The 23969-nt window shown below is 58.2% G+C and carries 22 protein-coding genes; 13 read left to right on the top strand and 9 right to left on the bottom strand.

Annotation, left to right across the window (positions count from 1 at the left end; genetic code table 11):
• Positions 1-15: 15 nt before the first annotated feature.
• From cofD to LUQ43_RS04160, 3 genes are all read left to right on the top strand, one after another.
• Positions 16-921, top strand: coding sequence for a 2-phospho-L-lactate transferase (gene cofD / locus LUQ43_RS04170; protein ID WP_299964204.1), 906 nt, complete (start codon positions 16-18; stop codon positions 919-921).
• Positions 922-1003: 82 nt separating this feature from the next.
• A complete protein-coding gene (locus LUQ43_RS04165) occupies positions 1004-1927 on the top strand; it encodes a PEGA domain-containing protein (protein WP_299964202.1) in 924 nt (307 codons plus the stop codon).
• A 121-nt stretch (positions 1928-2048) separates the two neighbouring features.
• The gene (locus tag LUQ43_RS04160) at positions 2049-3236 is read left to right on the top strand and encodes a HEAT repeat domain-containing protein (RefSeq protein WP_299964198.1); all 1188 of its coding nucleotides are present in this window, start codon (positions 2049-2051) and stop codon (positions 3234-3236) included.
• A gap of 187 nt (positions 3237-3423) precedes the next feature.
• On the opposite strand, the gene LUQ43_RS04155 is transcribed toward LUQ43_RS04160, so the two are convergent.
• Positions 3424-4092 carry a flavodoxin family protein gene (locus tag LUQ43_RS04155; RefSeq protein WP_299964562.1) on the bottom strand — a complete coding sequence of 223 codons (669 nt, stop codon included), beginning with the start codon at positions 4090-4092 and terminating at the stop codon, positions 3424-3426.
• Between the two features lie 136 nt (positions 4093-4228).
• On the opposite strand from LUQ43_RS04155, the gene LUQ43_RS04150 reads away from it, so the two are divergent.
• Complete coding sequence (locus LUQ43_RS04150; RefSeq protein WP_299964195.1) at positions 4229-4600, top strand: cupin domain-containing protein; 372 nt, start codon at positions 4229-4231, stop codon at positions 4598-4600.
• A 199-nt stretch (positions 4601-4799) separates the two neighbouring features.
• Here the strand turns inward: LUQ43_RS04150 and LUQ43_RS04145 are convergent, their stop codons facing one another.
• Complete coding sequence (locus LUQ43_RS04145) at positions 4800-5387, bottom strand: hypothetical protein (protein ID WP_299964193.1); 588 nt, start codon at positions 5385-5387, stop codon at positions 4800-4802.
• A 162-nt stretch (positions 5388-5549) separates the two neighbouring features.
• On the opposite strand from LUQ43_RS04145, the gene LUQ43_RS04140 reads away from it, so the two are divergent.
• Positions 5550-6224 carry a VTT domain-containing protein gene (locus LUQ43_RS04140; protein ID WP_299964190.1) on the top strand — a complete coding sequence of 225 codons (675 nt, stop codon included), beginning with the start codon at positions 5550-5552 and terminating at the stop codon, positions 6222-6224.
• Positions 6225-6463: 239 nt separating this feature from the next.
• On the opposite strand, the gene LUQ43_RS04135 is transcribed toward LUQ43_RS04140, so the two are convergent.
• Positions 6464-6970: a hypothetical protein gene (locus LUQ43_RS04135; RefSeq protein ID WP_299964188.1), complete on the bottom strand. Its 507-nt coding sequence runs from the start codon at positions 6968-6970 to the stop codon at positions 6464-6466.
• A gap of 153 nt (positions 6971-7123) precedes the next feature.
• Between LUQ43_RS04135 and aspS the strand changes: the two genes are divergently transcribed.
• The 4 genes from aspS (at position 7124) to LUQ43_RS04115 (ending at position 11421) form a co-directional block, all read left to right on the top strand.
• On the top strand, positions 7124-8416 hold the full coding sequence (aspS, locus tag LUQ43_RS04130) for an aspartate--tRNA(Asn) ligase (RefSeq protein WP_299964186.1): 1293 nt from the start codon (positions 7124-7126) through the stop codon (positions 8414-8416).
• 69 nt (positions 8417-8485) lie between these two features.
• Positions 8486-9391, top strand: coding sequence for a methionine synthase (locus tag LUQ43_RS04125; protein ID WP_299964180.1), 906 nt, complete (start codon positions 8486-8488; stop codon positions 9389-9391).
• Between the two features lie 132 nt (positions 9392-9523).
• Positions 9524-10264, top strand: coding sequence for a DUF4282 domain-containing protein (locus LUQ43_RS04120; RefSeq protein WP_299964178.1), 741 nt, complete (start codon positions 9524-9526; stop codon positions 10262-10264).
• 665 nt (positions 10265-10929) lie between these two features.
• Positions 10930-11421 carry a hypothetical protein gene (locus LUQ43_RS04115; protein ID WP_299964176.1) on the top strand — a complete coding sequence of 164 codons (492 nt, stop codon included), beginning with the start codon at positions 10930-10932 and terminating at the stop codon, positions 11419-11421.
• Between the two features lie 76 nt (positions 11422-11497).
• On the opposite strand, the gene LUQ43_RS04110 is transcribed toward LUQ43_RS04115, so the two are convergent.
• Both LUQ43_RS04110 and LUQ43_RS04105 read right to left on the bottom strand, forming a co-directional pair.
• Entirely contained in the window at positions 11498-12133 is a 636-nt protein-coding gene (locus tag LUQ43_RS04110; protein ID WP_299964173.1) for an ATPase domain-containing protein, read from the bottom strand.
• Positions 12134-12225: 92 nt separating this feature from the next.
• Positions 12226-13767, bottom strand: coding sequence for a class I adenylate-forming enzyme family protein (locus LUQ43_RS04105; protein WP_299964171.1), 1542 nt, complete (start codon positions 13765-13767; stop codon positions 12226-12228).
• Between the two features lie 149 nt (positions 13768-13916).
• Between LUQ43_RS04105 and LUQ43_RS04100 the strand changes: the two genes are divergently transcribed.
• Positions 13917-14291: a hypothetical protein gene (locus LUQ43_RS04100; RefSeq protein ID WP_299964168.1), complete on the top strand. Its 375-nt coding sequence runs from the start codon at positions 13917-13919 to the stop codon at positions 14289-14291.
• A 68-nt stretch (positions 14292-14359) separates the two neighbouring features.
• On the opposite strand, the gene LUQ43_RS04095 is transcribed toward LUQ43_RS04100, so the two are convergent.
• A complete protein-coding gene (locus tag LUQ43_RS04095) occupies positions 14360-14926 on the bottom strand; it encodes an isochorismatase family cysteine hydrolase (RefSeq protein WP_299964165.1) in 567 nt (188 codons plus the stop codon).
• A gap of 63 nt (positions 14927-14989) precedes the next feature.
• Between LUQ43_RS04095 and LUQ43_RS04090 the strand changes: the two genes are divergently transcribed.
• Positions 14990-15796 (top strand): sulfite exporter TauE/SafE family protein, encoded by an 807-nt coding sequence (locus tag LUQ43_RS04090; RefSeq protein ID WP_299964162.1) that lies wholly within the window; start codon positions 14990-14992, stop codon positions 15794-15796.
• Positions 15797-15843: 47 nt separating this feature from the next.
• On the opposite strand, the gene LUQ43_RS04085 is transcribed toward LUQ43_RS04090, so the two are convergent.
• Entirely contained in the window at positions 15844-17178 is a 1335-nt protein-coding gene (locus LUQ43_RS04085; protein ID WP_299964159.1) for an RDD family protein, read from the bottom strand.
• 146 nt (positions 17179-17324) lie between these two features.
• Entirely contained in the window at positions 17325-19742 is a 2418-nt protein-coding gene (locus LUQ43_RS04080) for a CDC48 family AAA ATPase (RefSeq protein ID WP_299964156.1), read from the bottom strand.
• A gap of 42 nt (positions 19743-19784) precedes the next feature.
• Between LUQ43_RS04080 and larC the strand changes: the two genes are divergently transcribed.
• Entirely contained in the window at positions 19785-21020 is a 1236-nt protein-coding gene (larC, locus tag LUQ43_RS04075) for a nickel pincer cofactor biosynthesis protein LarC (RefSeq protein WP_299964154.1), read from the top strand.
• A gap of 28 nt (positions 21021-21048) precedes the next feature.
• On the top strand, positions 21049-21597 hold the full coding sequence (locus LUQ43_RS04070; RefSeq protein WP_299964151.1) for a GNAT family N-acetyltransferase: 549 nt from the start codon (positions 21049-21051) through the stop codon (positions 21595-21597).
• 17 nt (positions 21598-21614) lie between these two features.
• Here the strand turns inward: LUQ43_RS04070 and LUQ43_RS04065 are convergent, their stop codons facing one another.
• Positions 21615-23831, bottom strand: a complete 2217-nt coding sequence (locus LUQ43_RS04065) for a beta-propeller domain-containing protein (RefSeq protein WP_299964149.1) — start codon at positions 23829-23831, stop codon at positions 21615-21617.
• Positions 23832-23969: the final 138 nt, after the last annotated feature.

Genomic DNA, 23969 nt, shown 5'->3' with positions numbered 1-23969 from the left:
TAAAAGTATTGAGTAATGATTACCTTCCTGTCGGGCGGGACCGGCACGCCGAAACTCCTGCGGGGTATGCAGAAAGTGATGGACCGGCACGAGATTGCGGTGATCGTCAACACCGCCGAGGATGTCTGGATCTCGGGCAATCACATCTCGCCGGATGTCGATACCGTCATGTATCTCTTCGCCGGTATCCTCAACACGGACACCTGGTGGGGCATCCGGAGCGACACCTTCACCACCCACGAGGAGGTAAAGAATCTCGGCATCGACGAGTATATCGGTATCGGGGACAAGGACCGGGCCGTGCACATCGCCCGCGGGGAGATGCTCCGGAACGGGATGCGGCTGACCAACGTCACCAAGATCCTCTGCGAGCGGTACGGGGTCCGCGAGACCGTCCTTCCCATGACCGATACCGAGGTCACCACGCAGGTGAAGACGGACATTGGCTACATCGACTACCAGGAGTACTGGGTCCGGGCCCGGGGCAAAATCGATATCCATGAGGTCGTGCGGAGTTTCAACGAACCCCCGGTGGCAACACCGGAAGCGCTGGAAGCGATCGAGGCAAGCGACGCGGTCGTGATCGGCCCTTCAAACCCGATCACGAGCATCCTTCCCATCCTTACCTGCGAAGGGATAAAAGATGCAATAAAGGGCAAGATCGTGATCGCGGTCAGCCCGTTCATTGGCGATGGCCCGGTGAGCGGCCCGGCCGCAGCCCTCATGAAAGCGGCGGATTATGAGCCGAACTCGATCGGGACATTCAACTGTTATGGCGGCCTGACGGACGTCTTCGTGCAGGATATCCGCGACCCGGTGGCAGTGAGCCATTCGGTGCGGTTCGACACCCTGATGGTGGACGAGGAGAAGAGCATCGCCCTCGCAAAGGATATCCTCGGCCTTATCGAAACCTGCCGCTGACCCCTTAAAAAATCCCCGGAACCGGTTGCAAATCTATATATCGCTCCGGAATGACGGTTATCGTGAGAGGGAGATCCACACCATGATCCGAAAAATAATCATTTTGCCATTGATTTTTTTTATCTTTCTGGCGGGTTGTGTCAATGAAACGCCTGCGGAAAAAGGAACCATCCAGTTCACGTCTTCCCCCACGGGTGCCCAGGTCTATCTTGATTCCCAGTTCCGGGGAACAACACCCAGCACCCTGACCGGCATCGAACCCGGGAACCATACCCTTGAGATCCGGTATACCGGCTACCAGAGCTGGTCGACTGTCATGACCGTGTCCTCCGGCCAGAACAATGTATTTATTGCGTTAACTCCCGAAACAGCTGCGAGTACTCCGGGCAGTGTCACAGCAACGACCCCGTCATCCGGATCGTCCGCATTGCCGGTATCCATAACCCTGATACTGGGCAGGGAACAGATGATCATCGGGGATTCGATGATCCTCTCCGGGACGGCGGAAGGGTGTAAAAACGTGCTGCTGACCATGTACGGGGCGGGAGCATATGAGAACGGCGTCTCTATCGCCCAGCCGGATGTGGGTACTCTCGGGGGATGGAGTTATACGTGGAACCCGGGAACAAAACTCCTTTCGGGGACGTACATCATCGTTGTCACCGATCCGGATAATATGGTAACAGTTAAGAAAGAGTTCCAGGTCATCGGCGGAGGGAAAGTCACCGTTATCTCAAACAGTTATGCCGCTGCGAGAGGAAACACCCTCCAGTTTTCCGGCCTCTGTACCACCGGCGCCACGACGGTCCAGCTCGTATTATACGGGCCGGGCCAGTATGCCGGTGGCGTTACCCTGGGAACCTTCTCCGTCCAGGCAAACAAGAACTGGAACTTCGCCTATACCCTGGACAACACCATGCCAACCGGGACCTATACTCTCTATGCCTACGATGTCCCGAAAACCACCTCGGGAACAACCCAGTTCACCGTGGGTTACGCATCGTAAAAAATCGTAAAAATTCCCCTTTTTTTTAAAAAATATCGGGCGGAAATACCGGAATTCCGGTAATTTCGTATCCGATACCTATTTGAATGATTTTATTCTAATATTCGTTCGGAGAAATCATATGAGTTTTGCGAACAAGTTCCTCAACCTGTTCAAGTCAGGGAAAGAGGAGGCGGATGCGGCGCGTGTCCAGGCACAGAAGGAGCGCTACGACACCCTCCTCCGGGCCCTTACCGAGGGGGATCTTGATGCCCGGTGGGCGGCCGTCAGGTCGGTTGGCGATCTCGGCGAACCGTTCATCGAGCCGCTGATCCAGGGGCTCAGGGATGAGTACTGGATCATCCGGCGGGGATCTGCGGATACGCTCGGCAAGATCGGGGCACCGGCAGTCCATTCCCTTATCGGGGCACTGGAAGATCCCGGCGATGATGTCCGGCAGGAGACGATCCGGGCACTCCAGTTGATCGGTGAGCCTTCTATCGGCCCCCTTGTCCAGGCCACCAAACACAGCCACCCGATGATCCGGCGGGGTGCCGTCCAGGCGCTCGGCCTGATGGGTGAGATCCAGACGGTCCCGGCCCTTATTGAAGCCCTGAAAGACGCAGATACCGGCGTACGGCACGAGGCCGCGGTCGCTTTCGGGCGTATCGGGGATGCCCGGGCTGTTGCCCCCCTCATCGAATGCCTCAACGACCCCCAGGAGAAGGTCCGGATGTCCGCGATGGCTACCCTCTGCTCCCTTGGGGCACCTGCCATTGAGCCGCTGATCCGGGCGCTGATCGACAGGAACGATGACGTATGCCGCAGGGCATCGCTCGCGCTCGTCACGATCGGCGAACCGGCCATCGATTCCCTGATCGCAGCGCTCGGCGACCAGACCCCGGGCATCCGGAAGGGTGCCATTGATGTGCTCGGGCAGATCGGGAATACCCGGGCCATCCCGAAGATCATCGAGTGTCTCGGCGATCCAGAGCGGTCGGTGCGGATCGAGACCGTCAGGGCGCTTGCAGCCCTCGGGGTTCCCGCCATCGCCCCGCTCATGCAGGTCTTCCGCGAAGGGGACAGCCGGACCCGGGCCGGCGCCATGGAAGCCCTCTGGATGCTCGGCCAGCCGGCAACAACCCCGCTCATCATGGTCTTAAAAGACGACCAGAGCGATGTCCGGAAGCGGGCTGCCCTCCTGCTCGGTGAGATAGGCGACCAGAAGGCGGTCGATCACCTGACCGGTCTCCTCTCGGATGACAATGTCATGGTCCGGAAAGAGGCGTTCGAAGCCCTCGAGATGATCAAGAAGCGGACATCGGCATAAACGATCCGCATTTTATATTTTTTTGGATTCTGTGAACGGCCTGCGGGCTACACCCGGATCCCAGCATCCCTCACCCTGCCAGCCTGCGTCTTCCTCTCCCTGCTGATAGAGAAAAACCAGCACCTGATAGTACCGGAAGAAACTGTATACAATAACACAAAAAAAGGGGGTGGGCGGGTGAGAGGAATTACTTCATTTCCCCTAAGTCATTCCAGTGATCGTACTCGTGCTTCCAGAGATCCTTGTTGAACGAGATCATGCGCTTGAAGTACTCTTTGCGCTCCTTCAGGATCGCTTCCTGCGCCGGGTCGGACCACTTCGTTTTGATCGCTTCAGCCAGCTTCTTGCCGAGCGCCTTGGCTTCCTTTTCAGCGCCGACAATTGCATGCGGGTCAGCCCCGACATGCACGCCTACCTTGCCGACAGTTATCGCCCCGTAATTCGAGAGCGCCATGTTCATGTAGTCCGCCACCTCGTTCGCATACGAGCCGCCGGCCGTGCAGACCGCACAGCCGTACTTGCCGCTGAATGCCTGGCAGTGGACAACATCCGCCATCCGGTCAAGCATGGTCTTGAGCTGGCCCGAAACCTGGTTGATATAGTTCGGGGAGCCGAGAACAATCCCGTCCGCTTCCAGCATCTTCTCCAGCAATGCCGGGAAATCGTCGTCATGGATGCACTCGCCCGTTGCATAGCAGGTGCCACAGGCCGTGCAGTACTTGATCTCAAGGCCGCAGATGTCCACGAACGTGATATCCGCCCCGGCCTGCCGGGCGCCTTCGAGTACGCCCATCACAAGGCGGCGGGTCTGGCTCTTCTCGCCCCTCGGGCTCGCGTTGATGCCAATGATCTTCATGATAACCACTAGTGTAATGATGCCTGCCGGGCGGGATAAATATGTGCTGTGCCGGAGGATACAGGGTATCCCCGGGGATACTGCGGGATGCGAGGGGCATATATACGCCGGCATCTCCATCACCTAATGAGAAATTATGCTCATCCGTGATAGTGCCGACTGCCCCCACGAACGCGTCATTGACCGCTCTATCCTCTGCGAGCTCCTCCATCCCGACAAGGTGCCGGAAACGGGCGGGCTCTCGTGCAGCATCGCCCATGCCATCGTCCCGGCCCGTGAGTCAACCCTCCCCCACCGGCTTTCGCGTTCAACGGAACTCTACTACATCCTCCATGGCACCGGGGAGATGCATATCGATGGCGAATCAGCACCCGTCCGGCCGGGCCAGATCGTCCATATCCCCCCGGGCGCCCGGCAGTTCATCCGGAATACCGGCACAGGCGATCTCGTCTTCCTCTGCATTGTTGCCCCGAAGTGGCAGGCGGGGGACGAGGAACTCATCGCGTGATCTGCCAAATCCGCTCGTTTGCGTTCACCAATATCAAAGACCCCGGGAAAACCGGACCACCTTTCTCTCCACTATCCTGATCCTCGTTGCCCTTCTCCGGGCGGCGAACAGGAAACGGAGTGGCGTGGAAGGCAGATGCGTGCGAAACACGCATATTTCCGGCGTTCAATAGCGGGACTGGCGGGAAAAAGAGACGGGGTCAGTCCCACAAATTCTTCACGTACAATTTACTCTTTTCCATCCTGGGCGTGAAGAGCTTGAGGCAAAGGGGGACAAGGATGAGACAGACCGCCGCATTGCCGATGAACCAGGCCGTAAAGACCGATGTCATCGCCACGGGCTCGGCAAGCGAGAGGGTCCAGGTGGCCCAGGCAGCGCCGACAAGGTTGTTGATGATCACCCCGAACAGGAGCACGTAGGTATAATCGCGCGGGTTATTCATCGATAAGTCCACGCCAAAACTGCGGACCGCGGCAAACGGGATGAGCACCTGGATGAGACCGGCCATTGCCCAGAGGAGGGCCACCAGCGGGTGCTGGTTGAGCACATCAGAGACCAGAAGCCCGGAACCGACAAGGGTCCCGGCATAGGCAGCAATTGCGCCATACCCACCGAACCAGAGGGTAAAGAGGACATTGAACGCAACAGCAAAATACAGCCACGAGACCATACCATTGCCAACCGTCGGCGTTACTGTGACCGATACCCAGGCAAGGAAGGTATCGATGATGATCAGGATGAGTGTAAGTATGACAAAGGAATAGGTTGGTTCATGGACAGTCTTCATACATCCACCTGTATTCCTTATTGTTCGCCTTAATAAATATCATTTATTGATAGATCCTGAACCAGAAAATCCGGGGCCGGGTTTCTCATCACGCGCACAACCGGCCGGCGTTTCCTGAACGAATGGAACTTATATGGTATCCCGTAAGAGATATATCCGGAAATGGATCTGCCGTTTATTTTCATCGACATGGTGCTACATATCGACAAGTACCTCCCCGGGATCATCGCAGGTTACGGGTTCTGGACGTACCTGATCATCTTCGCGATCATCTTCTGTGAAACGGGGCTCGTTGTCCTGCCGTATCTTCCCGGCGACTCGCTGCTCTTTGTGGCCGGTACGCTGGCCGGGGCGGGTTATCTCAATATCGAGATCCTCCTCATCACCCTCTTTGCCGCAGCGGTTCTCGGGGACACCGTCAACTACTGGATCGGGCACACCACCGGCCTGAAAGTCCTTGAGAAAAAATACAGTTTCGTCAGGACCGAGCACCTTGACCGGACCCGGGAATATTTTACCCAGTACGGCGGCATCACCATCGTGATCGCGCGGTTCATCCCTTTTATCCGGACGTTCGCGCCATTCCTGGCCGGAGTCGGCAGGATGAGCTACCGCTGGTTCCTCACCTACAATATTATCGGCGCCTTCCTCTGGGTCTGTGCGTTCACGCTTGCCGGGTTCTTCTTTGGCAGCCTTCCCATTGTCAAGGAGAACTTCAGCCTGATCGTCTATGCGATCATCGGGGTTTCCCTCTTGGCCGTGGCATCGATCGTCATCAACGTGATCCGGCATCCCGGCATGCAGAAGAGTTCCACGGAATCCGAAAAGAAAGAATGATCCCGGCGGGTCACTTTTTTATCATTTTAGAACGGTCCATTTAGAACGGTTCAGGATATTCTCCCTACCCTATCTCCCGTGACACAGGGTATCCATAATCATTCCTTCGGGCAGCACGAGGACATGAGAAGGGTTCAGTTTCCCATCCCTGGAGACAGGATTATCGTACTGATGTGTTCCTGATCGGGGAAGTGACTGCGGGGAGTACCCGGTAAAAAAGAGATGTGCCCGGTCGCCGGTTATGCAGGCCTGGCGTTCATGCTGGAGGGGATCAGTTTGCTGATCACGAACTCCGGGATCTGCCGGGAGGTCTTTACGCTCATATCGAAGTTCGCCGTGCTGCCGGTGGATCCAAGGTAGGTGAGCGTGATCTGGAAATCCGTCTCAATGGCCGAGATGCCTGCCACAGTTACTATTGCATGACGGGGGCTGATGACGCGCTGCTGGCCCACAACCATCTTCTCTTTTGTCCCGTCCACATCGCAGAACAGCTCATCGTTATAGGACGCAACGAGGATGTGGCTGTTCCCGATGGTGACCGGCACGCCGTCAGGGAGGGAGACGCGGTAGGTTGTCGTGTAGGGGAATTCGGAATCGGACTGGCTTTCCACGACGGCAACGGACAGGGTAAAGATTGCGAGTGTGCCAATGACCAGCACCAGCACGATGACACCGACGAGCGCCTTGGTACCGGTGCTCCAGCCGGCCTTTTCCTCCGGTTTGGGGGTTTTTGTAGTATCTGCCATAGTTCTTCCCATAAAGAGGCGCTTGGTGATATTATATGGATTGTGGAATTGACGTGCCGGCCGGTTTACCGGATGCAGGAACGGCCGGCATTTCGTCTCTTCTGAATGGGGGAAAATCCATAATCCCTCCCAACCCATTGTTATAGGATTTTGATGCGCGTACCCATACAATCGGTGACACCGGATTGCGGCCAGGCAGAGATCGCCGGCTGGGTCCACGAGGTCCGGGACCTCGGCGGCCTTGCCTTCATGCTGATCCGCGACCGGACCGGTATCATCCAGGTGACCATTCCCAAGAAGAAAGTTTCAGAACAGGTTCTTGCCGCCCTCAAGGCCGTCTCCCGTGAATCGGTAGTCCGGGTCAGCGGCCCCATCAAGGCGATGGACAAGGCCCCGGGCGGCCGCGAACTCGTACCCGAGAAGATCGAGATCATCAGCCTTGCCGAGACCCCGCTCCCGCTCGATGTCTCCGAGAAAGTCCAGGCAGAGCTCGACACCCGGCTCGATGCCCGGTTCCTTGATGTCCGGCGCCCACGCGTGGCAGCCGTCTTCGAGATCCGGAGCGCGGCAACCTTTGCGATCCACCAGTACTTCCATGATGCCGGTTTCACCAGCATCACCACCCCCAAGATCGTTGCCGCGGCAACCGAGGGCGGCACCGAGCTCTTCCCCATCGCCTACTTCGACAAGGAGGCCTTCCTCAACCAGAGCCCGCAGCTCTACAAGCAGATGATGATGGCAGCAGGCTGCGAGAAGGTAGTCGAGGTCGGCCCGATCTTCCGGGCCGAGGAGCACGCCACAACAAAGCACCTCAACGAGGCAACCTCGATCGATATCGAGGTCTCGTTCGCCGACCACCTTGAGGTCATGCGCATCCTCGAAGATCTCATTATAAAAACCTACGAGTACGTGGACAAGACGTGCAGCGTCCAGATCGCCAACATCGGTGTGGAGGACTTCGCAGTCCCGAAGGGTCCGTTCCCCCGGCTCCCGTACGCAGAAGCGATCGAGATTGCGGCGAAAAAGATCGAGGACCCGATCAAGTACGGCGACGATGTCAGCCCCGCAGCCGAGCGGGCGATCGGTGCAGAGATGGGCGGTCACTACTTCATCGTGGACTGGCCCTCCGAGATCCGGCCTTACTACGCGATGCAGTACGAGAACGATCCCTCGATCTGCAAGGCGTTCGACATGATGCACCCGAGGATGGAACTCTCAAGCGGCGCCCAGCGGGAACACCGGTACGATATTCTCGTCAACCAGATCAAGAAGAAAGGACTCAACCCCGAGAGCTTCGAGTTCTATCTCAAGCCGTTCCGGTACGGCATGCCACCCCACGCGGGCTGGGGTCTTGGAGCAGACCGTCTGGTCATGACCATGCTCGGCCTGGGAAATGTCCGGGAAGCAGTCCTCTTCCCCCGCGACATGCACCGCCTGGTCCCGTAATCCGGGACCACGAACTATTTTTCCTTCCGGGACACAATCGATCTGTAATTATCCCAGGCCTCATTCCCTATGTCGAAAGCATATTTCATTAACAAAGTGCTGGCAACGACCGTTGTCGGCAGTTATCCGGTCGTGAAAGCCGGCGGGCTCAAAAGTCTCTTTGACCCGCTGGCAGGGGCTGTCGGGATCGCGGTCGCCGACCAGATCGGGGCCGGGATCGATATCATCTCGGACGGACAGGTCCGGGGAGACATGATCGGGGCGTTTGCCGGGAAACTGCCCGGTGTCAAAGGCCAGGACGTGACAGGGAAGATCCAGCCGGCCGCTGCCGCGATCACCGTTGCGGATACAAAATACGCCCTCTCGAAGTTCCCGAAGGTGAAGGGAATCATCACCGGGCCCTCGACCCTTGCCCACGGTCTTCATATCAGCACCCCGATGTACCGGAACAGGGAGGAACTGACGCTCGACCTTGCTGCTGCACTCGTTGTCGAGGCAAAGAGCCTTGAAGCCACGGGCATCACCCTCCTCCAGCTCGATGAGCCGATCCTTTCAACGGGCATCGCCGACCTCGCGATCGGGAAGCAGGCGGTGGAACTGATCGCGTCCTCGGTCCATATCCCGGTCTGCATGCATGTCTGCGGGAACATCGCGAACGTGATCGATGAGATCCTGAAATACAATGTCAGCGTCTTTGACTTTGAGTTCGCGAAGAACCAGGCCAACCTCGACATCCTCTCCCGCCGGGACCTGACCGGGCACATGCTCGGGTACGGGTGCATTGATTCCACCACCGATGAAGTCGAGACCGTGCCGGAGATCCGGAAGCGGATCGAGAAGGGCGTGGAGTACTTCGACCCGAAGATCCTGCTCATCGATCCGGACTGCGGGATGCGGATGCGGAGCCGTGAGTCGGCGTACTGGAAGCTCAAGAACATGTGCGAAGCGGCAAAGGAAGTCCGGATCGCGCTGTAAAGGGTTACAACAACTGTTTTCTATTCTTTTTTTTATCCCCTTCAATCATCAGGATCATCCCGGCATGCGGGAAGTATTGCATATCAATACCTTCATCGGCAATGACACAACCAATATCTTTTACGGAAGGTTATGACAAAGATATGCCCGAGCTGCGGGACCGCGGCAGTTGACGACCAGGCAAAATTCTGCAATAAATGCGGGTACCCGTTCCCCAAACAACGCCCGGATAACCGGACTATCGTGAGCCGGGCGGAAGGCCGGATATACGAAGCCGAAGCCTCTGCAGACGAAGCGCCAGCGGGCGTATCCCGCCCGGTGCGAAGCCCTCAACCGGCACCACAGAAGACCGGCGCCATGAGCCGGCTTCCCTTCAAACGCTGTATCGGCCGGAACTTCATCAGGCCAGTCTACATTCTTGGCGTGATCGGGATCCTCCTGATCGCCGTGCTGGGGATCATGACCGATTTTTCAACCTCCGGAACGTCCACGGACAAGGTCACCGGTCTGGTAAGTACATCCATCAAAGACGTGACAACATTACCCCTCTTCTGGATCTGTTTCCTGATCTTCGGGAACCTCTTCTGGAGGGTTATCTGCGAGACGTGCGCTGTCCAGTTCGCAATATACGATTCTCTTACTCCTGTGAACTCTTCACGGAGCCGGGAGTCTGGCGACGTTTCCGGCGACGGGGGCACCCCTGCGCCGGGCGAACAGGAGTATTATGAGTGCCCCCGCTGCGGGAAGGTTGTTCCGGCTGACCAGTTGCGGGAATGCGGGCACTGCGGAGTACAGGGGTGCAGCAACTGTATCCGGGTGACCGGGCTGGTGAAGAAGACTGCGCTGTGCAAGGATTGTTTTGAGGGGAAGTGATAAAAAACTTAGAAAACCCGGCAAACTTTTTACTCGGGAGAAAACCCCTCTCAGAACATAATATCGTCCCCTTCCTGCGCTACCAGTCTCCCCCGGGGGACAACAGGGTACAAGAGGGGGTGATCATTCCTATAAAAAATGGTTTTTGACAACACCTTTTTCAAAATGTTCCGGGAGAATTCAAATTATTCATACTGTGATCCCGGATCCATGGCTCATCCCCACTTCCAGATACGTGCTTTACCTCATCCCCCTACCTGATCGCGAAATTACACAGGGTCTATTTGCGAAGTTTTACCGATCAGACGTAAAAATCCGGAATCCGGGGCATTATACCGCGATTTAAAATGAATTAGTAGGGTGTTCTGGGTGAATTACGAAGTTTTTCGGTTACCCTAAATTCCAGGGGCTGAATAAATACGGTCAAAATGAGTTCTGTTTAGCAAAAAGAGCCCAATTTGAGAGACAGGAGTATCTGGCAGGAGAGGTACTCCCGGTGGCAGGGTTCTCCGACGAGGGATGGTTTCCGCACTCTTGAGATTTGTGAACACGTTCACGGTGATTATGAAGAAGGGTAGGGAACCGGGTCCTGCATACGGGAGCCGGTCGGGACGGTAGGGCAATAATCCGGAATGCTTAACACCCTCCGGATGAGATGCATGACCATGCATAATTTATCCCGGCTCCTGCTCCCCCTCATTCTGGTTCTCTGTCTCCTGGGTTCGGGCTGCACGCATGCTGCGCCCGGTCCTTCAGCAACGCCTCAGCCGGCCATGACAACCGCCGGTACAGCTCCGCAGGTTTCGTCGCCCACTCCCGGGACTGCCTGTTCCCTCACCCCCGGGCCGGTGCAGACCGTCCCGGATTACGAATCGGTCAGCATCACGGTGGACCGGAATACTATCGCGGAGAACCCGACCATCACAACCCGGTTCAATGGCGGGCTGGGACTCGGCATGGTCCAGAGAATGACCGTGACGGTTATCCGGTCGGACTGTGTTACGGAACAGGAACTCCGGGACAGCCCGAAAACCGGCACCAGCGTGACGCTGATGGGAACAACCGGCACGGACCGGGTCGTGGTCGATGTGATCATGACCTCGGGAGAACAGTATACCGTGATCGATGGCGATTACCCGTTCCCGGTCTCACTGTAATTTTTTTCAAAACAGCTCCGGAACACCATCCGGCTGCCGGAAAAATTATTGATGGTTCCGGCACCGTAAGAGATCCTTACACCACTCTTGACGTTGTCGATGCTTCAATACCCTTATCGGTAATAATAAACGGCAGCAGCCGCTGGGGTGCAGCGGCATTCCTGATCTTATGAACGCACAACGTCCGTTCGATCTCGGACTGCTGGATGGTTGTCTTGAACTCGATAACAACATCAGCCGCACGCATCAGCTTCGTCATCTCCATGGGCGAATGGATACCGGTATAGACGATGCCCAGCAGGTTGCCCCCGCGGGTCTTCATCTCCTCGCGGGCGAGCCGGAGGAACTTAAGCGCCCCGTCAATCCCGTACTTCAGGACGATCGTTGAGAGCGAATCCACGACAATCCTGCCACCCGCCATCTGCGGGAGATACATCTCGGGATGCAGCTCGCTGGCATCGATCATGCCCACCTCCACGTCTCCATCGTTCACGAAGAATGTCCCCTCTTCCCCGCCTTCCGCCTTCCAGAACTGCTGGGCCGCGAGGTCGACCCCGGACAAGGGCGTCCCGTAGATCATGACCAGCGTCCCTGGGGGAAAACCGCCATCAAGCAACAGGTTGAGACCGACAATCCCGGTGGTCCGTTTCCTGGACTTCACGTTGATGTCGATATCCTGGATCCTGCTTTTTGTATCTGTCGGGGCGGCCATAGAGGATGTACCGGAGAGTATTATTTAATGCCGCTTAAAAAGGTTTGTGGGCTCCCCCGGGATTTTGTCGCAGAATATTCCGCCAAATCTGATTAGGAGCGTGTTTCGCCGAATTTCTGCCGGAGGTCCCGTCTCAGCAGTTTCCAGCCATGGACCCGGGGCAGCGAGTCCACGATGATCAGCCTCTTCGGGACCTTGTACCCGGCCATGTGATCCCGGCAGTAGGCCTCAAACTCCGCCTCGGTCAGGGTTGTCCCGGGCCGGAGCACGACGGCGGCAACCGGACACTCTCCCCGCCGTTCATCCGGCACGCCAAAGACCGCGACATCCGCCACGGACGGGTGCCGGACAAGGGCATTCTCCACTTCCGTGGGGTAGATCTTCCAGCCCGACATGATGATCATGTCCTTCTTACGGTCGGTGATGCAGAGAATTCCTTCAGGATCAAGGTTCCCGATGTCGCCGGTCAGGAACCAGCCGTCATGACGGAAAACGGCACGGGTAGCGTCAGGCAGGTTCCAGTACCCTTTCGCAACCGCCGGGCCACGGATGGCAACTTCCCCGCTCTCGCCAAACGGCATCTCCTTCTCCGGGTCGGCCGTGTCCACGATCTTCAGCTCCGTGTAGCCAACCGCAACGCCAACACTCTGGTAATTCTTCGTGAGCTGGGGATACTCGGGCAGGGTTGTCGTACCCGATCCGATCACGATCGTCTCGGAGAGGCCGTACGAGTTCGCCACCGGGATATGATACCGCTTGTCGAACGCCTCCCAGACCGCCGGCAGGAGCCCCCCGCCACCGGAGATGATCACGCGGGCGCACCGGAGTCGCTCTTCTGTCCCGGGCACGGCATGGACGAGCGAGTGGATGACCGGTGGCATGCCGGCAAGGATCGTTACGCTGTACTGTTCGGCAAGGGCAAGGTAGCGTTCGAGATCGAAACGCTCCATCATGACATACGTGCCACCGGCGCGGATGGCCGAGAGGCCCCACGAGAGGCCGACGTGGCCCATCGGGTAGATACCGAGGTACGTGTCCACGGGCCGGAGCCGGAGGGCGTCGCGTTCCGTGTCGAGCGCAGTCATCCAGTTGCCGTGCGTGAGCATCGCACCTTTCGGTTTTCCGGTGGTACCTGCTGTGTACTGGATGTGGCAGAGATCCTCGGTCGAGCAGTTCGCGGGCCGCATGTCCACCGGTGCCGGGGGGAACGACTCCCAGGTAACCGCCCCATCGCATCCCCCGCCAACGCAGATGATGTGGATGAGCCCGGGGGCATCCTTCCGGATACCGCTGATCACACCGGCGCCCTGCCGGTCGGTGATGACCGCGATGGCCCCGGCATCGCGGAGCACGTGCAGGACTTCTTCTCCCTTGTACACAATATTGGTGGGCACCGCCACGGCACCGATCCGCCAGAGAGCAAAGTAGCTGATCAGGTACTCGGGCGAGCTGTCAAGAAAGATGCAGACCCGGTCTCCTTTCTTCACGCCCAGCGTGAGAAGGCCGAATCCAATCCGGTTCATCTCGTCGCGGAGCCGTTTGTAGGAATAGGTCTCGTTCCGCGAGGGGCAGACGAGAGCCGCCTTGGCTTCGGGAACGCTCTTTGCATCAAGAAGGGTGGTAACGTTGGACATGTGAGAGGCGTCCGTTTGTCATACAAAATTGGACGTTGATGTATATAGGTGTTCATTATCTGTCATCCCCATCCCCGGGGTGACAGCCTGCATGAAGAGCTATGCCAAACTATTTCTCCTCTCTCCCCCGAATTATCTGCCGGACAATCATGGCGGAAGAGTCAGAGCAGCCACAACAGGCGGCGAACAGTCAGCCCTCGCCGGCTCCGCAATCCCAGCAGTCGCGGCCGGCGCAGCAGGGCCAGCATCAGGGAGGGCAGCGGAGGCGCCATGACCGGCGGGACCGGAGCCAGGGCCCGGCTCAGGGCCAGAACAGGCACCCGGGCAGCCAGCGCCATTATCCCCGCAGGGACCAGCAGGTACCGCCAGGGCAGGAGAAGCCCGCGGAAACCCCCGGCAAAGATACCGATGATGAGGAAGAGACGGAGCACGACCGCTCCTCCCAGCAGCACCGGCACCACCGGGGCGGCCGGCCTCCCAAGAGGGTCATCGAAGAGTGGGCCAGCGATATCTACTGCGAATAGGGATTCATCCCATCTCTCTCTTTTTTTTGGAAATACGCCCCGGCAATCAGCGGGTATCCAGTACCTGTTCAGCCAGGCAGGTTGAAAATATCAGCAGTCTTCAGAATCCGCACACCGATATTTGCCATGTCCCGCACATTGGCCCGGTGCACCTCTTCGGATGCGGCCCCGGTTGCATCCTCGACCAGCACAACCGGGTAATTGTACGCGATCGCATCGAAGACTGTTGTCCGGATGCAGTTGGGCGTCTGGATCCCGCAGACAACAATGGTCGTGACCCCGAGGGTCCTGAGCATCAGGTCGAGTTCCGTGCCGATGAACGCGCTCATCCGGATCTTCTCCAGCACGTACTCTCCATTCCGGGGAGCCAGTTCATCGATCACCGCGGCGCCGTGCGAGCCGGCAACCGCAAATGGCTGGTTCCTGAACTTCTCCTGCCGGATGATCTCTACGTCCGAACCGTCTGCCCGGTGCACCCGGACGATATGGAAGACCGGCAGGGATCGCTTTCGGAACTCAGCAAGCACGGCCTGGATCTTCGGGACAACGGCCCGTGCTCCTGCAACCATGTTCGGCATGCCTTCAAGGACGAAATCGTTCTGCATATCAATAATAAGAAGTGCGGGTCTTCCCATGGTAGTTCCCCGTTAGACTATTGAGACCCGGCAGATAATAACTCTGCAATATCCGGAGATGCCATGGACCCACTCGTGCAGTTCGTATGCCTTTTCTTCACCGGGATCTGTGCCGGTACGGCCTCCGGGCTCTTTGGTATCGGCGGGGGGGTCCTGATGTCCCCGGTCCAGTTCTGGCTGTATACGGGCAGCGGGATGGATTCCACGCTCGCCACCCGGATTGCATTCGGCACCTCGCTTGCCGTGATGCTCCCGACCATGGTGAGCGGGGCGCTCGGCCACCACAAGCGGGGTGCCGTTGACTGGCACGCCGCTATACCGATGGGGATAGCCGCAGTCTTCGGGGGGCTCGCCGGAGGCACCCTTGCCGCTCACCTGCCGGGCATTGTGCTCCGGATTTTTTTCGCCTTCCTGATCATCGCGATCGCCATCCGCATGGTCTGGAGCCTCCGGGAGTGTCCTGCCTGCGAGAGACAGGGATCGGCCGGCATGCATATCCTGCTGGGCTTCTCCATCGGGACGATCTCCGGCCTTGCCGGGATCGGGGGCGGGGCACTGCTTGTCCCGGCGCTCGTCATCCTGCTCGGTTACCCGATCCACCGGGCAGTCGGCACATCCTCTGCCTGCCTCATCTTCTCATCGGCAGGGGCGGTGACCGCGTATATCATCAACGGGATTGGTGTTTCAGGCCTTCCGCACTACTCGTTCGGGTACGTGGATCTCCTGACCTTCGCGATTCTCGCGGTTACTACCATCCCGCTTGCCCGCATCGGGGTGCGGTGTGCTCACAACTGTTCCGGCCGGAATTTACAGATCCTGTTTGCCGGGCTCCTGGTCCTTATCGGTATGATGATGCTGGTGACCGGGTAATGCGTCATTCCGGTATCATACCATGAGACAGGATTTCCCACATCCTGTTACCGGGACACAATCTGCATCGTTGAATTATCAATGCCAATGTCATCCAGGATTCCCTGATAGGTGCTGACAAGAGCCTGGGTTGATGCCAGGACCCTGCCGGTGATCTCGATGCTGGTGAACGGGTTGATGGTGATGGCTTCGTTGTACGCTTTTATCGCCTGCCGGTAGGATTCCGTTGAACGGAATGTATCCATGGTGGATGCGTCAGATGACAGGGACGAATCTGCATCTCCCGATGTCAGGGTTTTAAATTGCTCACGCATACCCTGCATTTCAGCAATCGAGATGGCAAGATACGCATCCCCCTTCCTGATCCACGTATTTGCATCCTTCGGGTTGGTCGATAAGGCCTTCTCGTAATACTGGATGGCTGTCTCATACTGCCCTTCCGAGTACATGAGATCCCCGGTAGCAATGACCAGGACCGGATCATCCGGATGGGCGATCATGGCGCTGTTGAGAAGGAGCTGTGCTTCAGCCTCCCGGCTCTCCCTGCTCAGGACATTCACTTTCTTTACCAGGGTATCCATATCATCGGGTATCAGGCCGAGCGCGATATCGTACAGGGGGAGCGAGAGCCCGGGATAGTTCGTATCGGCAACCGAATCGGCAGCAAATACTGCACTGTGGGCGGCTATCCCCTGCGGCGTAATCGTCTCGTGCAGGATCATGCCGAAATAGAGCAGGACAAGAAGGGAACAGAGGATTACCCCCGCGGTTATGATCCTGCCAAAGAACAGGCTCCGGTTAGTCATGAACACATTGCCAGGGGTATTCATCAGCAGGTGGGTTTCCGATCGCTTTGTTACGACCGTGAGAGCCAGGAGATCATGCAGTTCCTGCTTCTTTTTTGTAAAAACAAGCATGACAAAACCGAGACCCACGGGCAGCAGCGAGACATACTTGCTGATCTCCCGGAACAGGGCGCGTGAAAACGATACCTGCTTTCCGCAGGTATCGGTTACAACGATCCCGAATACGATCTTTCCCGGTGAAGCCTGGTAGTTGCTGCTTATCAGGAACGGCGTTAAGAGGAAAAAATAAAAAACACCGGCCGTGAGTATCGCCATCGGGACACTGGACGGGTATTGCAGTAGTTCGCAGGCGCTCTTCGCAGCAAATACAAGGGCTGCTGCAAACATCAGATCCAGAAGACCTGCACTCCAGCGCCTCCAGACCCCGGTGTACCTGATATCCTGATGCCGGGGTTCCTCGGCCGGTTCATCATCATGAAGATGGTAACGGTGTGCACCAGCCGGTTGCGGCCGGTTTGTTATCCTGGATACATCTCTGTGACAGAGACCGCATTCGGTTTCCCCTTCTGGAATCATAAACCCGCAACGGGGACACCGGACCATTAGAAAACATTTAAAGAGAGCACTATATAAATTTTAGCTTTTTTGTAAGCGGCAGATTCTGCTCGTTTGAGAGAAATTTCGCAAAGAAAACGATTATTCCCGCGAAAAATAGGAATGGGTTACTGGTATTCCGGTGGCTGGACCGACTTCGGCAGCCCACCCTTGAAATGCTGCTGGATCTTGCCATAGTATTGCCGGAGGTTGTCGTTCATCGTCGGGTGGACCTTCTTCTGGGCCTCTTCGAAGTGCTTCTTTGCGACGGTCGTCGCGTTGTCCCGGAGAGCCAGCATGCCGGCCTCCCGGCAGAGTGATTCAAGATCCGATCCAACGAAGCCTTCGGTGATGCCGGCAAGGTCTCCTGCAAGACGCTCGCGGGCCGGGTCGGAAAGGGTGAGGTTCTTCTCGCCCAGCAGTTCCAGGAACCGTCTCCGCCTCATGCCGGTGGGGAGCCCGGTGCTGTCGTCCTTTGCCGGTGTGATGACCGCTTTCACATCCTCAACCGTGATGATCTTGTCCTTTCCGAGATTCTCGATGAGTTCCCCAAGTGCGTCCTCGCTGAACCGCTCGGTCAGCTTCACGATCTCTTCAACCGTAGAGCCTTCAAACGGCATGAACCGGGTGTGGATGCCGATGATCTTCTTGCGATCCTCCGGGCCGGGTTCGCCGATATAGACGAGGCGGTCGAACCGTCCCGCACGCAGGAGTGCCGGATCAACGATGTCCGGGCGATTGGTGGCACCCATGACCACGACGTCCTTGAGTTCCTCAAGGCCATCCATCTCGGTGAGGATCTGGTTGAGCACATTGTCGATCACGTGCGAGTCGCTGCTCGTGCCCCGGGCAGGGGCCAGTGCATCGATCTCATCGAAGAAGATGATCGAGGGGGAGACCTGCCGGGCCTTCTTGAAGACCTCGCGGACAGCACGCTCGCTCTCGCCCACCCACTTGGAGAGGAGCTGGGGTCCCCGGACCGGGATGAAGTTGGCGCCGCTCTCGCTTGCCACCGCTTTTGCGATCAGGGTCTTGCCCGTTCCGGGCGGACCGTAGAGGAGGATTCCCCGCGGGGGCTCGATACCCAGGTCCTCGAACTTCTGCCGGTTGGTGAGCGGGAGCTCGATCGCTTCCCGCACCTCGGTCTTGGCAGATTCGAGACCACCGACATTCTGCCACTTCACGTGGGAGACCTCGAGCATCACTTCGCGCATGGCGCTCGGGCCAACATCGCGCTGGGCGCTGCGGAAATCGCTGCCATAGACCTTGAGGTTGTCCAGCACTTCCGCCGGGATCTCCTCGGCATCGAGGTCCAGGTCCGGGAGGTAGCGCCGGAGGGCCCGGATAGCCGCCTCGCGTGCAAGGGCCGCAAGATCAGCCCCGACAAACCCGTGGGTCTGCTGGGCGAGCACATCCAGGCTGACATCCTCTGAGAGGGGCATACCCCGGGTATGGATCTTCATGATCTCGATCCGATCGGGCTCGCTCGGGACACCGATCTCGATCTCCCGGTCGAACCGGCCGGGCCTGCGGAGTGCGGCGTCGATCGCGTCGACCCGGTTCGTAGCACCGATCACGACAACCTGCCCGCGTTCCTCGAGGCCATCCATCATGGTCAGGAGCTGGGCAACGACCCGGCGCTCCACCTCCCCGGTCACTTCCTCGCGCCGGGGCGCAATGGAGTCGAGCTCGTCAATGAAGATGATCGAGGGGGCGTTCTCGCGGGCCTCCTCGAAGACTTCACGCAGGCGCTGCTCGCTCTCACCATAATACTTCGAGATCACTTCGGGCCCTGCAATCGAGATGAAGTGTGCCCCGCTCTCGCTTGCCACCGCCTTTGCAATCAGGGTCTTTCCCGTGCCGGGCGGGCCGTAGAGGAGCACACCCTTGGGTGGCTCGATTCCCAGTTTCTGGAAGAGCTCCGGGTGCCGGAGCGGGAGCTCGATCGTCTCGCGGAGGCGCTGGAGCTCGTCCTTTAAGCCGCCGATATCCTCGTAGCTGAACCGCTTGATTCCCTCAAAACCCGCGGCCGGCTTGTCCGAGAACTCGATAGACGTGTTCTTGGTGATGATGACGGCTTCCTCGGGTTCGACCTCGACCACCTTGAAGCCGATGATCTGCGGCTGGATGAACGGCAGGCCGAGCATGACCGGGACGGTGTCGTTCTTTGCTATCGGGAAATCGATGAGACCGTTGACAACGTGCGGGTTGTTGGCGATCGGGATCTTCTTCGGGAGGTCCTCCGGGGGTGCGAGAACAATGCGTTTTGCCTCGATCTCGTCCGTGATCTTCGCAACCTTGACCGTGTCGCCGATGCTGACACCGGCATTGATCCGGGTGAAGTTGTCGATCCGGATCTTCTTCTGGTTCCAGTCCTCGACCAGTGCCCGCCAGACCTTGGCAACGGTACGGCGCTTCCCTTCGATCGCGACCAGATCGCCGGGCGAGATCTTGAGCGCGAGCATCGTCTCGGGATCCAGCCGGGCCTTGCCGCCACCCTGGTCGCCGGGGTACGCGGAATCCACCCTTAATTGCACTTCTGGCATTACCTTAAAAGTCATATACGCAGGGATTTATAGGTACTGATAATGCGATTCCTCATACTCGACCCCTTCCACGGGGCAGCGGGCGACATGATCACGGGGGCTCTGCTGGATTGCGGAGCGGACAGGGATGTCGTCGTGGAGGCGATGAAAGCGGTGGTAGCGGAGCCGTCGATCACCCGCGTGACCCGCGCCGGTATACAGGCCCTCAGGATCGATACGAAAGCCCTGCCGGTCCACCGGACCCTCTCCGAGGTGCTGGGGCGGATTGCAGAAGCCGCGCCCCACGTGCCGGAACCCGCGCTCGCGATGGCACGGAGGGTCTTTGAGCGGATTAATGCTGCCGAGGAGGAGGTGCACGGAACCCACGTGCATTTCCACGAGGTCGGGGCTGACGACGCCATCGCGGATATCATCGGGGCCTGTACCGCCCTCCATACGCTGGGCGTCGACGGTATCCGGATCCTGCCGGTCACGCTCGGCCACGGTACCGGCACCGGTTCGCATGGCACCTTCCCGATCCCGGCACCCGCAACAGCAGCAATCCTCCGGCACACCAGCCTTGTCACCATCTCCGGCATCCATGCCGGGGAACTCTGCACCCCGACCGGGGCCGCACTCCTTGCCGAGTTCGCTGCACAGGCCATTGGTGAAGAAGGACTGCCGGCATACACGATCAAGACAATCGGGTACGGGGCCGGTACCCGCGACCCCTCCCACTCGCCCAACGTGCTCCGGGCCATGGTCGTGGAGACGACCGGCGTTGCCGTGGCACCCGGAGAGCTGCCAAAAGACACCGTTGATATCCTCGAGACGAACGTGGACGATGTGAGCGGCGAGGTGATCGCCAACGCGATAACAAGGTTCATGGAGGCCGGTGCCCGGGATGCGAGTGCCACTCCAATCGTTATGAAGAAAGGGCGGCCGGGATACCTGATACGGGTGATCTGCCTGCCGGCAACAAGCGTGCAGATCGCCGAACTGATGGCACAGGAACTGGGAACGCTGGGCATCCGGTGTATCCCGGCAGTCCACCGGTTCATCGCGGACCGGACCATCGAAGAGATTGAGGTCAGGATTACCGGGAAGAGCCGGAAACTGCCGGTGAAACTCGGGTGGATGCACGGCTCGGTATACACGCTCAAGGCGGAGTTTGACCCGGCCCGGGACTTCGCGGCAGAGATCGAAATGCCGGTCCGCGAGGTGCTCCGGATCGCAGAAGAGCACGCGTGGGAGCAGGCACGGAAGAAACGGTGGCAGCCCCCTGACAAAAAGAACTAACCTTTTTTGTGACAGACAGCCCCGGATCATGACATCTCCCCTCTGCACCGAACGGCTCGAACTCATCCCGGCAACCCGGGAGATCCTGGAAGCAGACCTGAATGACTGGGGGCAGCTGGCCCGGCTCCTCCATGCAGCCATTCCAAATGCATGGCCGCCGCCGCTCATGGATAAGGATGTCATCCGCGAGTTTATCCGGATGTGTTCTGATACCGGAGGATCGGTCTTCTCCACATGGTACTGGGTACGCAACGAGCCGGGCGGAGAAGGCCGGGTGCTCGTAGGCAACGGCGGAATCCTCGGGGCCGAAAATGACCACGATAGCGTCGTGCTCGGCTACTCGGTGCTGGATGAATTCCAGAACAATGGGTATGCAACCGAAGCCGTCCGGGCTCTCATCCCGGAAATCTTCACCCTTCCCGGCATCAGCCGGATTATCGCCACAACCTACCCGGATTCAGGAGCCTCCATCCGGGTTCTTGAAAAGAGCGGGTTTTCCCGGGCTGATCGGCTACCTGGAGGAACCGGTGCTGAAGAGGGGACGGTCTGTTACGTGCTGGAAAAAAGGAGCTCGTAGGTTCTTCACAATCGCAATTACCCGAGCCGGACCTCCCCGATCAGCTGCGTACCATTGGCAAGATCGCTCATCACAAGTTTATCCGGTGCCAGGGTATAGAGCACATTCTCGATGTAGAATGAGCGTTTCACATCGTTCGGGTTGCCCGAATTACGGTAGTGCACTACCGTCCCTTTTTCGGTGAATCCCCGGTCCGGGTTCACACCGAACACATATGCACCGCCCCAGATCTGGCTCACACCACGGTTGGAAGGATTGTCCTCTGTAATCCGGACGGGGAGGACGAGGAGATCCTTCTCACGGTCAAACAGGAAGGCCTTGTGATCCCGGAGCACTTCGGAGTCGCTGCCGTATCCGCCAAGTTTTTCTTCATCGACCAGGCGAGGGTTGTGCACGTCGGTGACATCGAAGAGCGCAATCTTCAGCCCGCCCCAGGTGGACTCCTTCCCGACGCCAATCAGGTGCGTTGCGTCATAGGGATGCAGGTACCGGGAGAACCCGGGGATATGCAGTTCGCCAAGGACCTTCGGGTTTTTAGGATATGTGAGATCGATGACGAACAGCGGATCGGTTTCCCGGAACGTTACGAGGTAGAGGCGGTCCCCCATGAACCGTGCTGCATAGATCTGCTCGCCAGAAGCCAGGTCCCCCACCGATCCGATGACCTCCAGCCGGCCATCGAGGATCGTGACCCTGCTGGAATAGCCGTTGTGCTGGTAATCCTGGACGGTCGTTGCCACCCGCAGGTTGCCCCCGTACTCGTCCATTGAGAACTGGTTCAGCAGCGTCCCGTCCACGGTGCCCCGGGCAGAATAGGTCAGCTCGCCATCGTCCAGTGAAAAGGCATACAGCTCGGTGGACTGGATCGCCTGCCCGTTGCCGGCCCCGGGGACCGCGATGAACAGGGTATCGGGGGAGACGTAGACCGTGCCCGCCGACCCGATGAGGAAGGTCCTGGCTTTCACCGGCCCGGTCGCCTGTATATCGACCGCACCGATGGTGGTTAAGGAGAAGCTCCGGTCGTTCCGGTCAAAGTAATACACCGACGGAACAAATGACCCGTGGCTGCTGTCGTACACCTCAGGGAAGACAACATCGCTGGCATACAGGTCGAGATAATCTTCTGTCACGAAGTAGAGCATGGACCCGATCATGCGGGTATCCTTGTATACGCCATCCAGCTCCATCTCGCGCACGAGAACGGGGTGCACCGGGTCCTTCACCGAATACACGAACACCTGGGTCTTTTGGGCTATCGGGATCGTACCGCTGCATGCGCCGGGCTGGCAGCGGCTGAAATCATACGATCGCTGTGTGGAAGTGATGAGTACGAGCCGGTCCCCGTCAAGATACAGCGACTGGGGAGACCCGGAGAACTGCAGGGTCGAGATGATGCCTGCCTCCTGGGCCGGATACCCTTTGAGGATATGGAGACGATTGCCTGTGACGAGATAAATATAAGTCCCGTCTGTCTTGACGATATCCGCTTCATCAACATCCTTTACCTGGACATTGGTGGTGGAATATTTCCTGCCGGACTCGGACAGCGGGGCCTGCGTTGCGGCCGTCACCGGCTGGGCTGAGGCCGATGTCCTGACGGTCCCGGTTGCCCCGGAAAATTCCCCGCTCTGGCTCTTCTGGGTGGGTCTGAAGGACGAGGAATAGACCTGAACGAGGATCTCGTCACCGGCAGCAAGGTTCGTCCGCCCGGTGATCGTGAATTTGTCTCCAATGTAATGATCGCCGACCGGGTTGATGGTAATGAAAGATCCGTTCGTGGCCGGTAATGGAGCCTGCTGCTGGAACTGCGTTGTGATCCTTCCCTGCGATGGATCAAGGACATTGAAGAGGGCCGAGCCGGTCGCATCCTGCAGGATGGCACTGGCCGTGATGATATACTCGTCCGGTTTGAACGTCGAGGTATCGACATCGAATCGCCAGGTCCGGGTGCCGTTTATGAGGGCAGCTGCCGATCCAGTCCCTTCAGTTAAGAGAACGGGCAGATCCCCGCCATCCGTGTGAGCCTGAAGAAATGCCCGGGCATCATCAGTCGAAGAAAACTGAGGCAGATCACCGGATCCGACGGTCACATTCTGCTGCACACGAGGCTGGAATGCCGGGGCGGAACCTGGGGTTCCCGCATACGCTGGCAAAAACAGGGTCATCGCTGCAAATGCAAGGATGAGCCCTGCGAGAAAGCCTGAAAATATCAGGAAGTGGTTTTTCTGGATCATGGTTTCACCGTTATTACAGGATGCACGCGCCATGAGACGGTGCGTTTACATCAGGAAAATCGGGCCGCGTATGTAAACGATTTATGAGCAAACACTCTACATGTCGTCAGAACCGGGCGGGACAAAAAAGGAATCCTG

It is taken from the genome of Methanoregula sp. (assembly GCF_028679125.1).
Lineage (GTDB): Archaea > Halobacteriota > Methanomicrobia > Methanomicrobiales > Methanospirillaceae > Methanoregula.
This window is presented reverse-complemented; position numbering and strand designations above follow the sequence as displayed.

What these genes read in the sequence shown, in the direction of transcription:
- LUQ43_RS04080 (WP_299964156.1), bottom strand. Translation starts at nt 19,742, where the DNA reads ATGCCAGAAGTGCAATTAAGGGTGGATTCCGCGTACCCCGGCGACCAG.
- LUQ43_RS04125 (WP_299964180.1), top strand. Translation starts at nt 8,486, where the DNA reads ATGTCGAAAGCATATTTCATTAACAAAGTGCTGGCAACGACCGTTGTC.
- LUQ43_RS04110 (WP_299964173.1), bottom strand. Translation starts at nt 12,133, where the DNA reads ATGGCCGCCCCGACAGATACAAAAAGCAGGATCCAGGATATCGACATC.
- LUQ43_RS04160 (WP_299964198.1), top strand. Translation starts at nt 2,049, where the DNA reads ATGAGTTTTGCGAACAAGTTCCTCAACCTGTTCAAGTCAGGGAAAGAG.
- LUQ43_RS04090 (WP_299964162.1), top strand. Translation starts at nt 14,990, where the DNA reads ATGGACCCACTCGTGCAGTTCGTATGCCTTTTCTTCACCGGGATCTGT.
- LUQ43_RS04070 (WP_299964151.1), top strand. Translation starts at nt 21,049, where the DNA reads ATGACATCTCCCCTCTGCACCGAACGGCTCGAACTCATCCCGGCAACC.
- LUQ43_RS04155 (WP_299964562.1), bottom strand. Translation starts at nt 4,092, where the DNA reads ATGAAGATCATTGGCATCAACGCGAGCCCGAGGGGCGAGAAGAGCCAG.
- LUQ43_RS04145 (WP_299964193.1), bottom strand. Translation starts at nt 5,387, where the DNA reads ATGAAGACTGTCCATGAACCAACCTATTCCTTTGTCATACTTACACTC.
- aspS (WP_299964186.1), top strand. Translation starts at nt 7,124, where the DNA reads ATGCGCGTACCCATACAATCGGTGACACCGGATTGCGGCCAGGCAGAG.
- LUQ43_RS04120 (WP_299964178.1), top strand. Translation starts at nt 9,524, where the DNA reads ATGACAAAGATATGCCCGAGCTGCGGGACCGCGGCAGTTGACGACCAG.
- LUQ43_RS04095 (WP_299964165.1), bottom strand. Translation starts at nt 14,926, where the DNA reads ATGGGAAGACCCGCACTTCTTATTATTGATATGCAGAACGATTTCGTC.
- LUQ43_RS04105 (WP_299964171.1), bottom strand. Translation starts at nt 13,767, where the DNA reads ATGTCCAACGTTACCACCCTTCTTGATGCAAAGAGCGTTCCCGAAGCC.
- larC (WP_299964154.1), top strand. Translation starts at nt 19,785, where the DNA reads ATGCGATTCCTCATACTCGACCCCTTCCACGGGGCAGCGGGCGACATG.
- LUQ43_RS04085 (WP_299964159.1), bottom strand. Translation starts at nt 17,178, where the DNA reads ATGATTCCAGAAGGGGAAACCGAATGCGGTCTCTGTCACAGAGATGTA.
- LUQ43_RS04100 (WP_299964168.1), top strand. Translation starts at nt 13,917, where the DNA reads ATGGCGGAAGAGTCAGAGCAGCCACAACAGGCGGCGAACAGTCAGCCC.
- LUQ43_RS04135 (WP_299964188.1), bottom strand. Translation starts at nt 6,970, where the DNA reads ATGGCAGATACTACAAAAACCCCCAAACCGGAGGAAAAGGCCGGCTGG.
- LUQ43_RS04140 (WP_299964190.1), top strand. Translation starts at nt 5,550, where the DNA reads ATGGATCTGCCGTTTATTTTCATCGACATGGTGCTACATATCGACAAG.
- cofD (WP_299964204.1), top strand. Translation starts at nt 16, where the DNA reads ATGATTACCTTCCTGTCGGGCGGGACCGGCACGCCGAAACTCCTGCGG.
- LUQ43_RS04150 (WP_299964195.1), top strand. Translation starts at nt 4,229, where the DNA reads ATGCTCATCCGTGATAGTGCCGACTGCCCCCACGAACGCGTCATTGAC.
- LUQ43_RS04115 (WP_299964176.1), top strand. Translation starts at nt 10,930, where the DNA reads ATGCATAATTTATCCCGGCTCCTGCTCCCCCTCATTCTGGTTCTCTGT.
- LUQ43_RS04165 (WP_299964202.1), top strand. Translation starts at nt 1,004, where the DNA reads ATGATCCGAAAAATAATCATTTTGCCATTGATTTTTTTTATCTTTCTG.
- LUQ43_RS04065 (WP_299964149.1), bottom strand. Translation starts at nt 23,831, where the DNA reads ATGATCCAGAAAAACCACTTCCTGATATTTTCAGGCTTTCTCGCAGGG.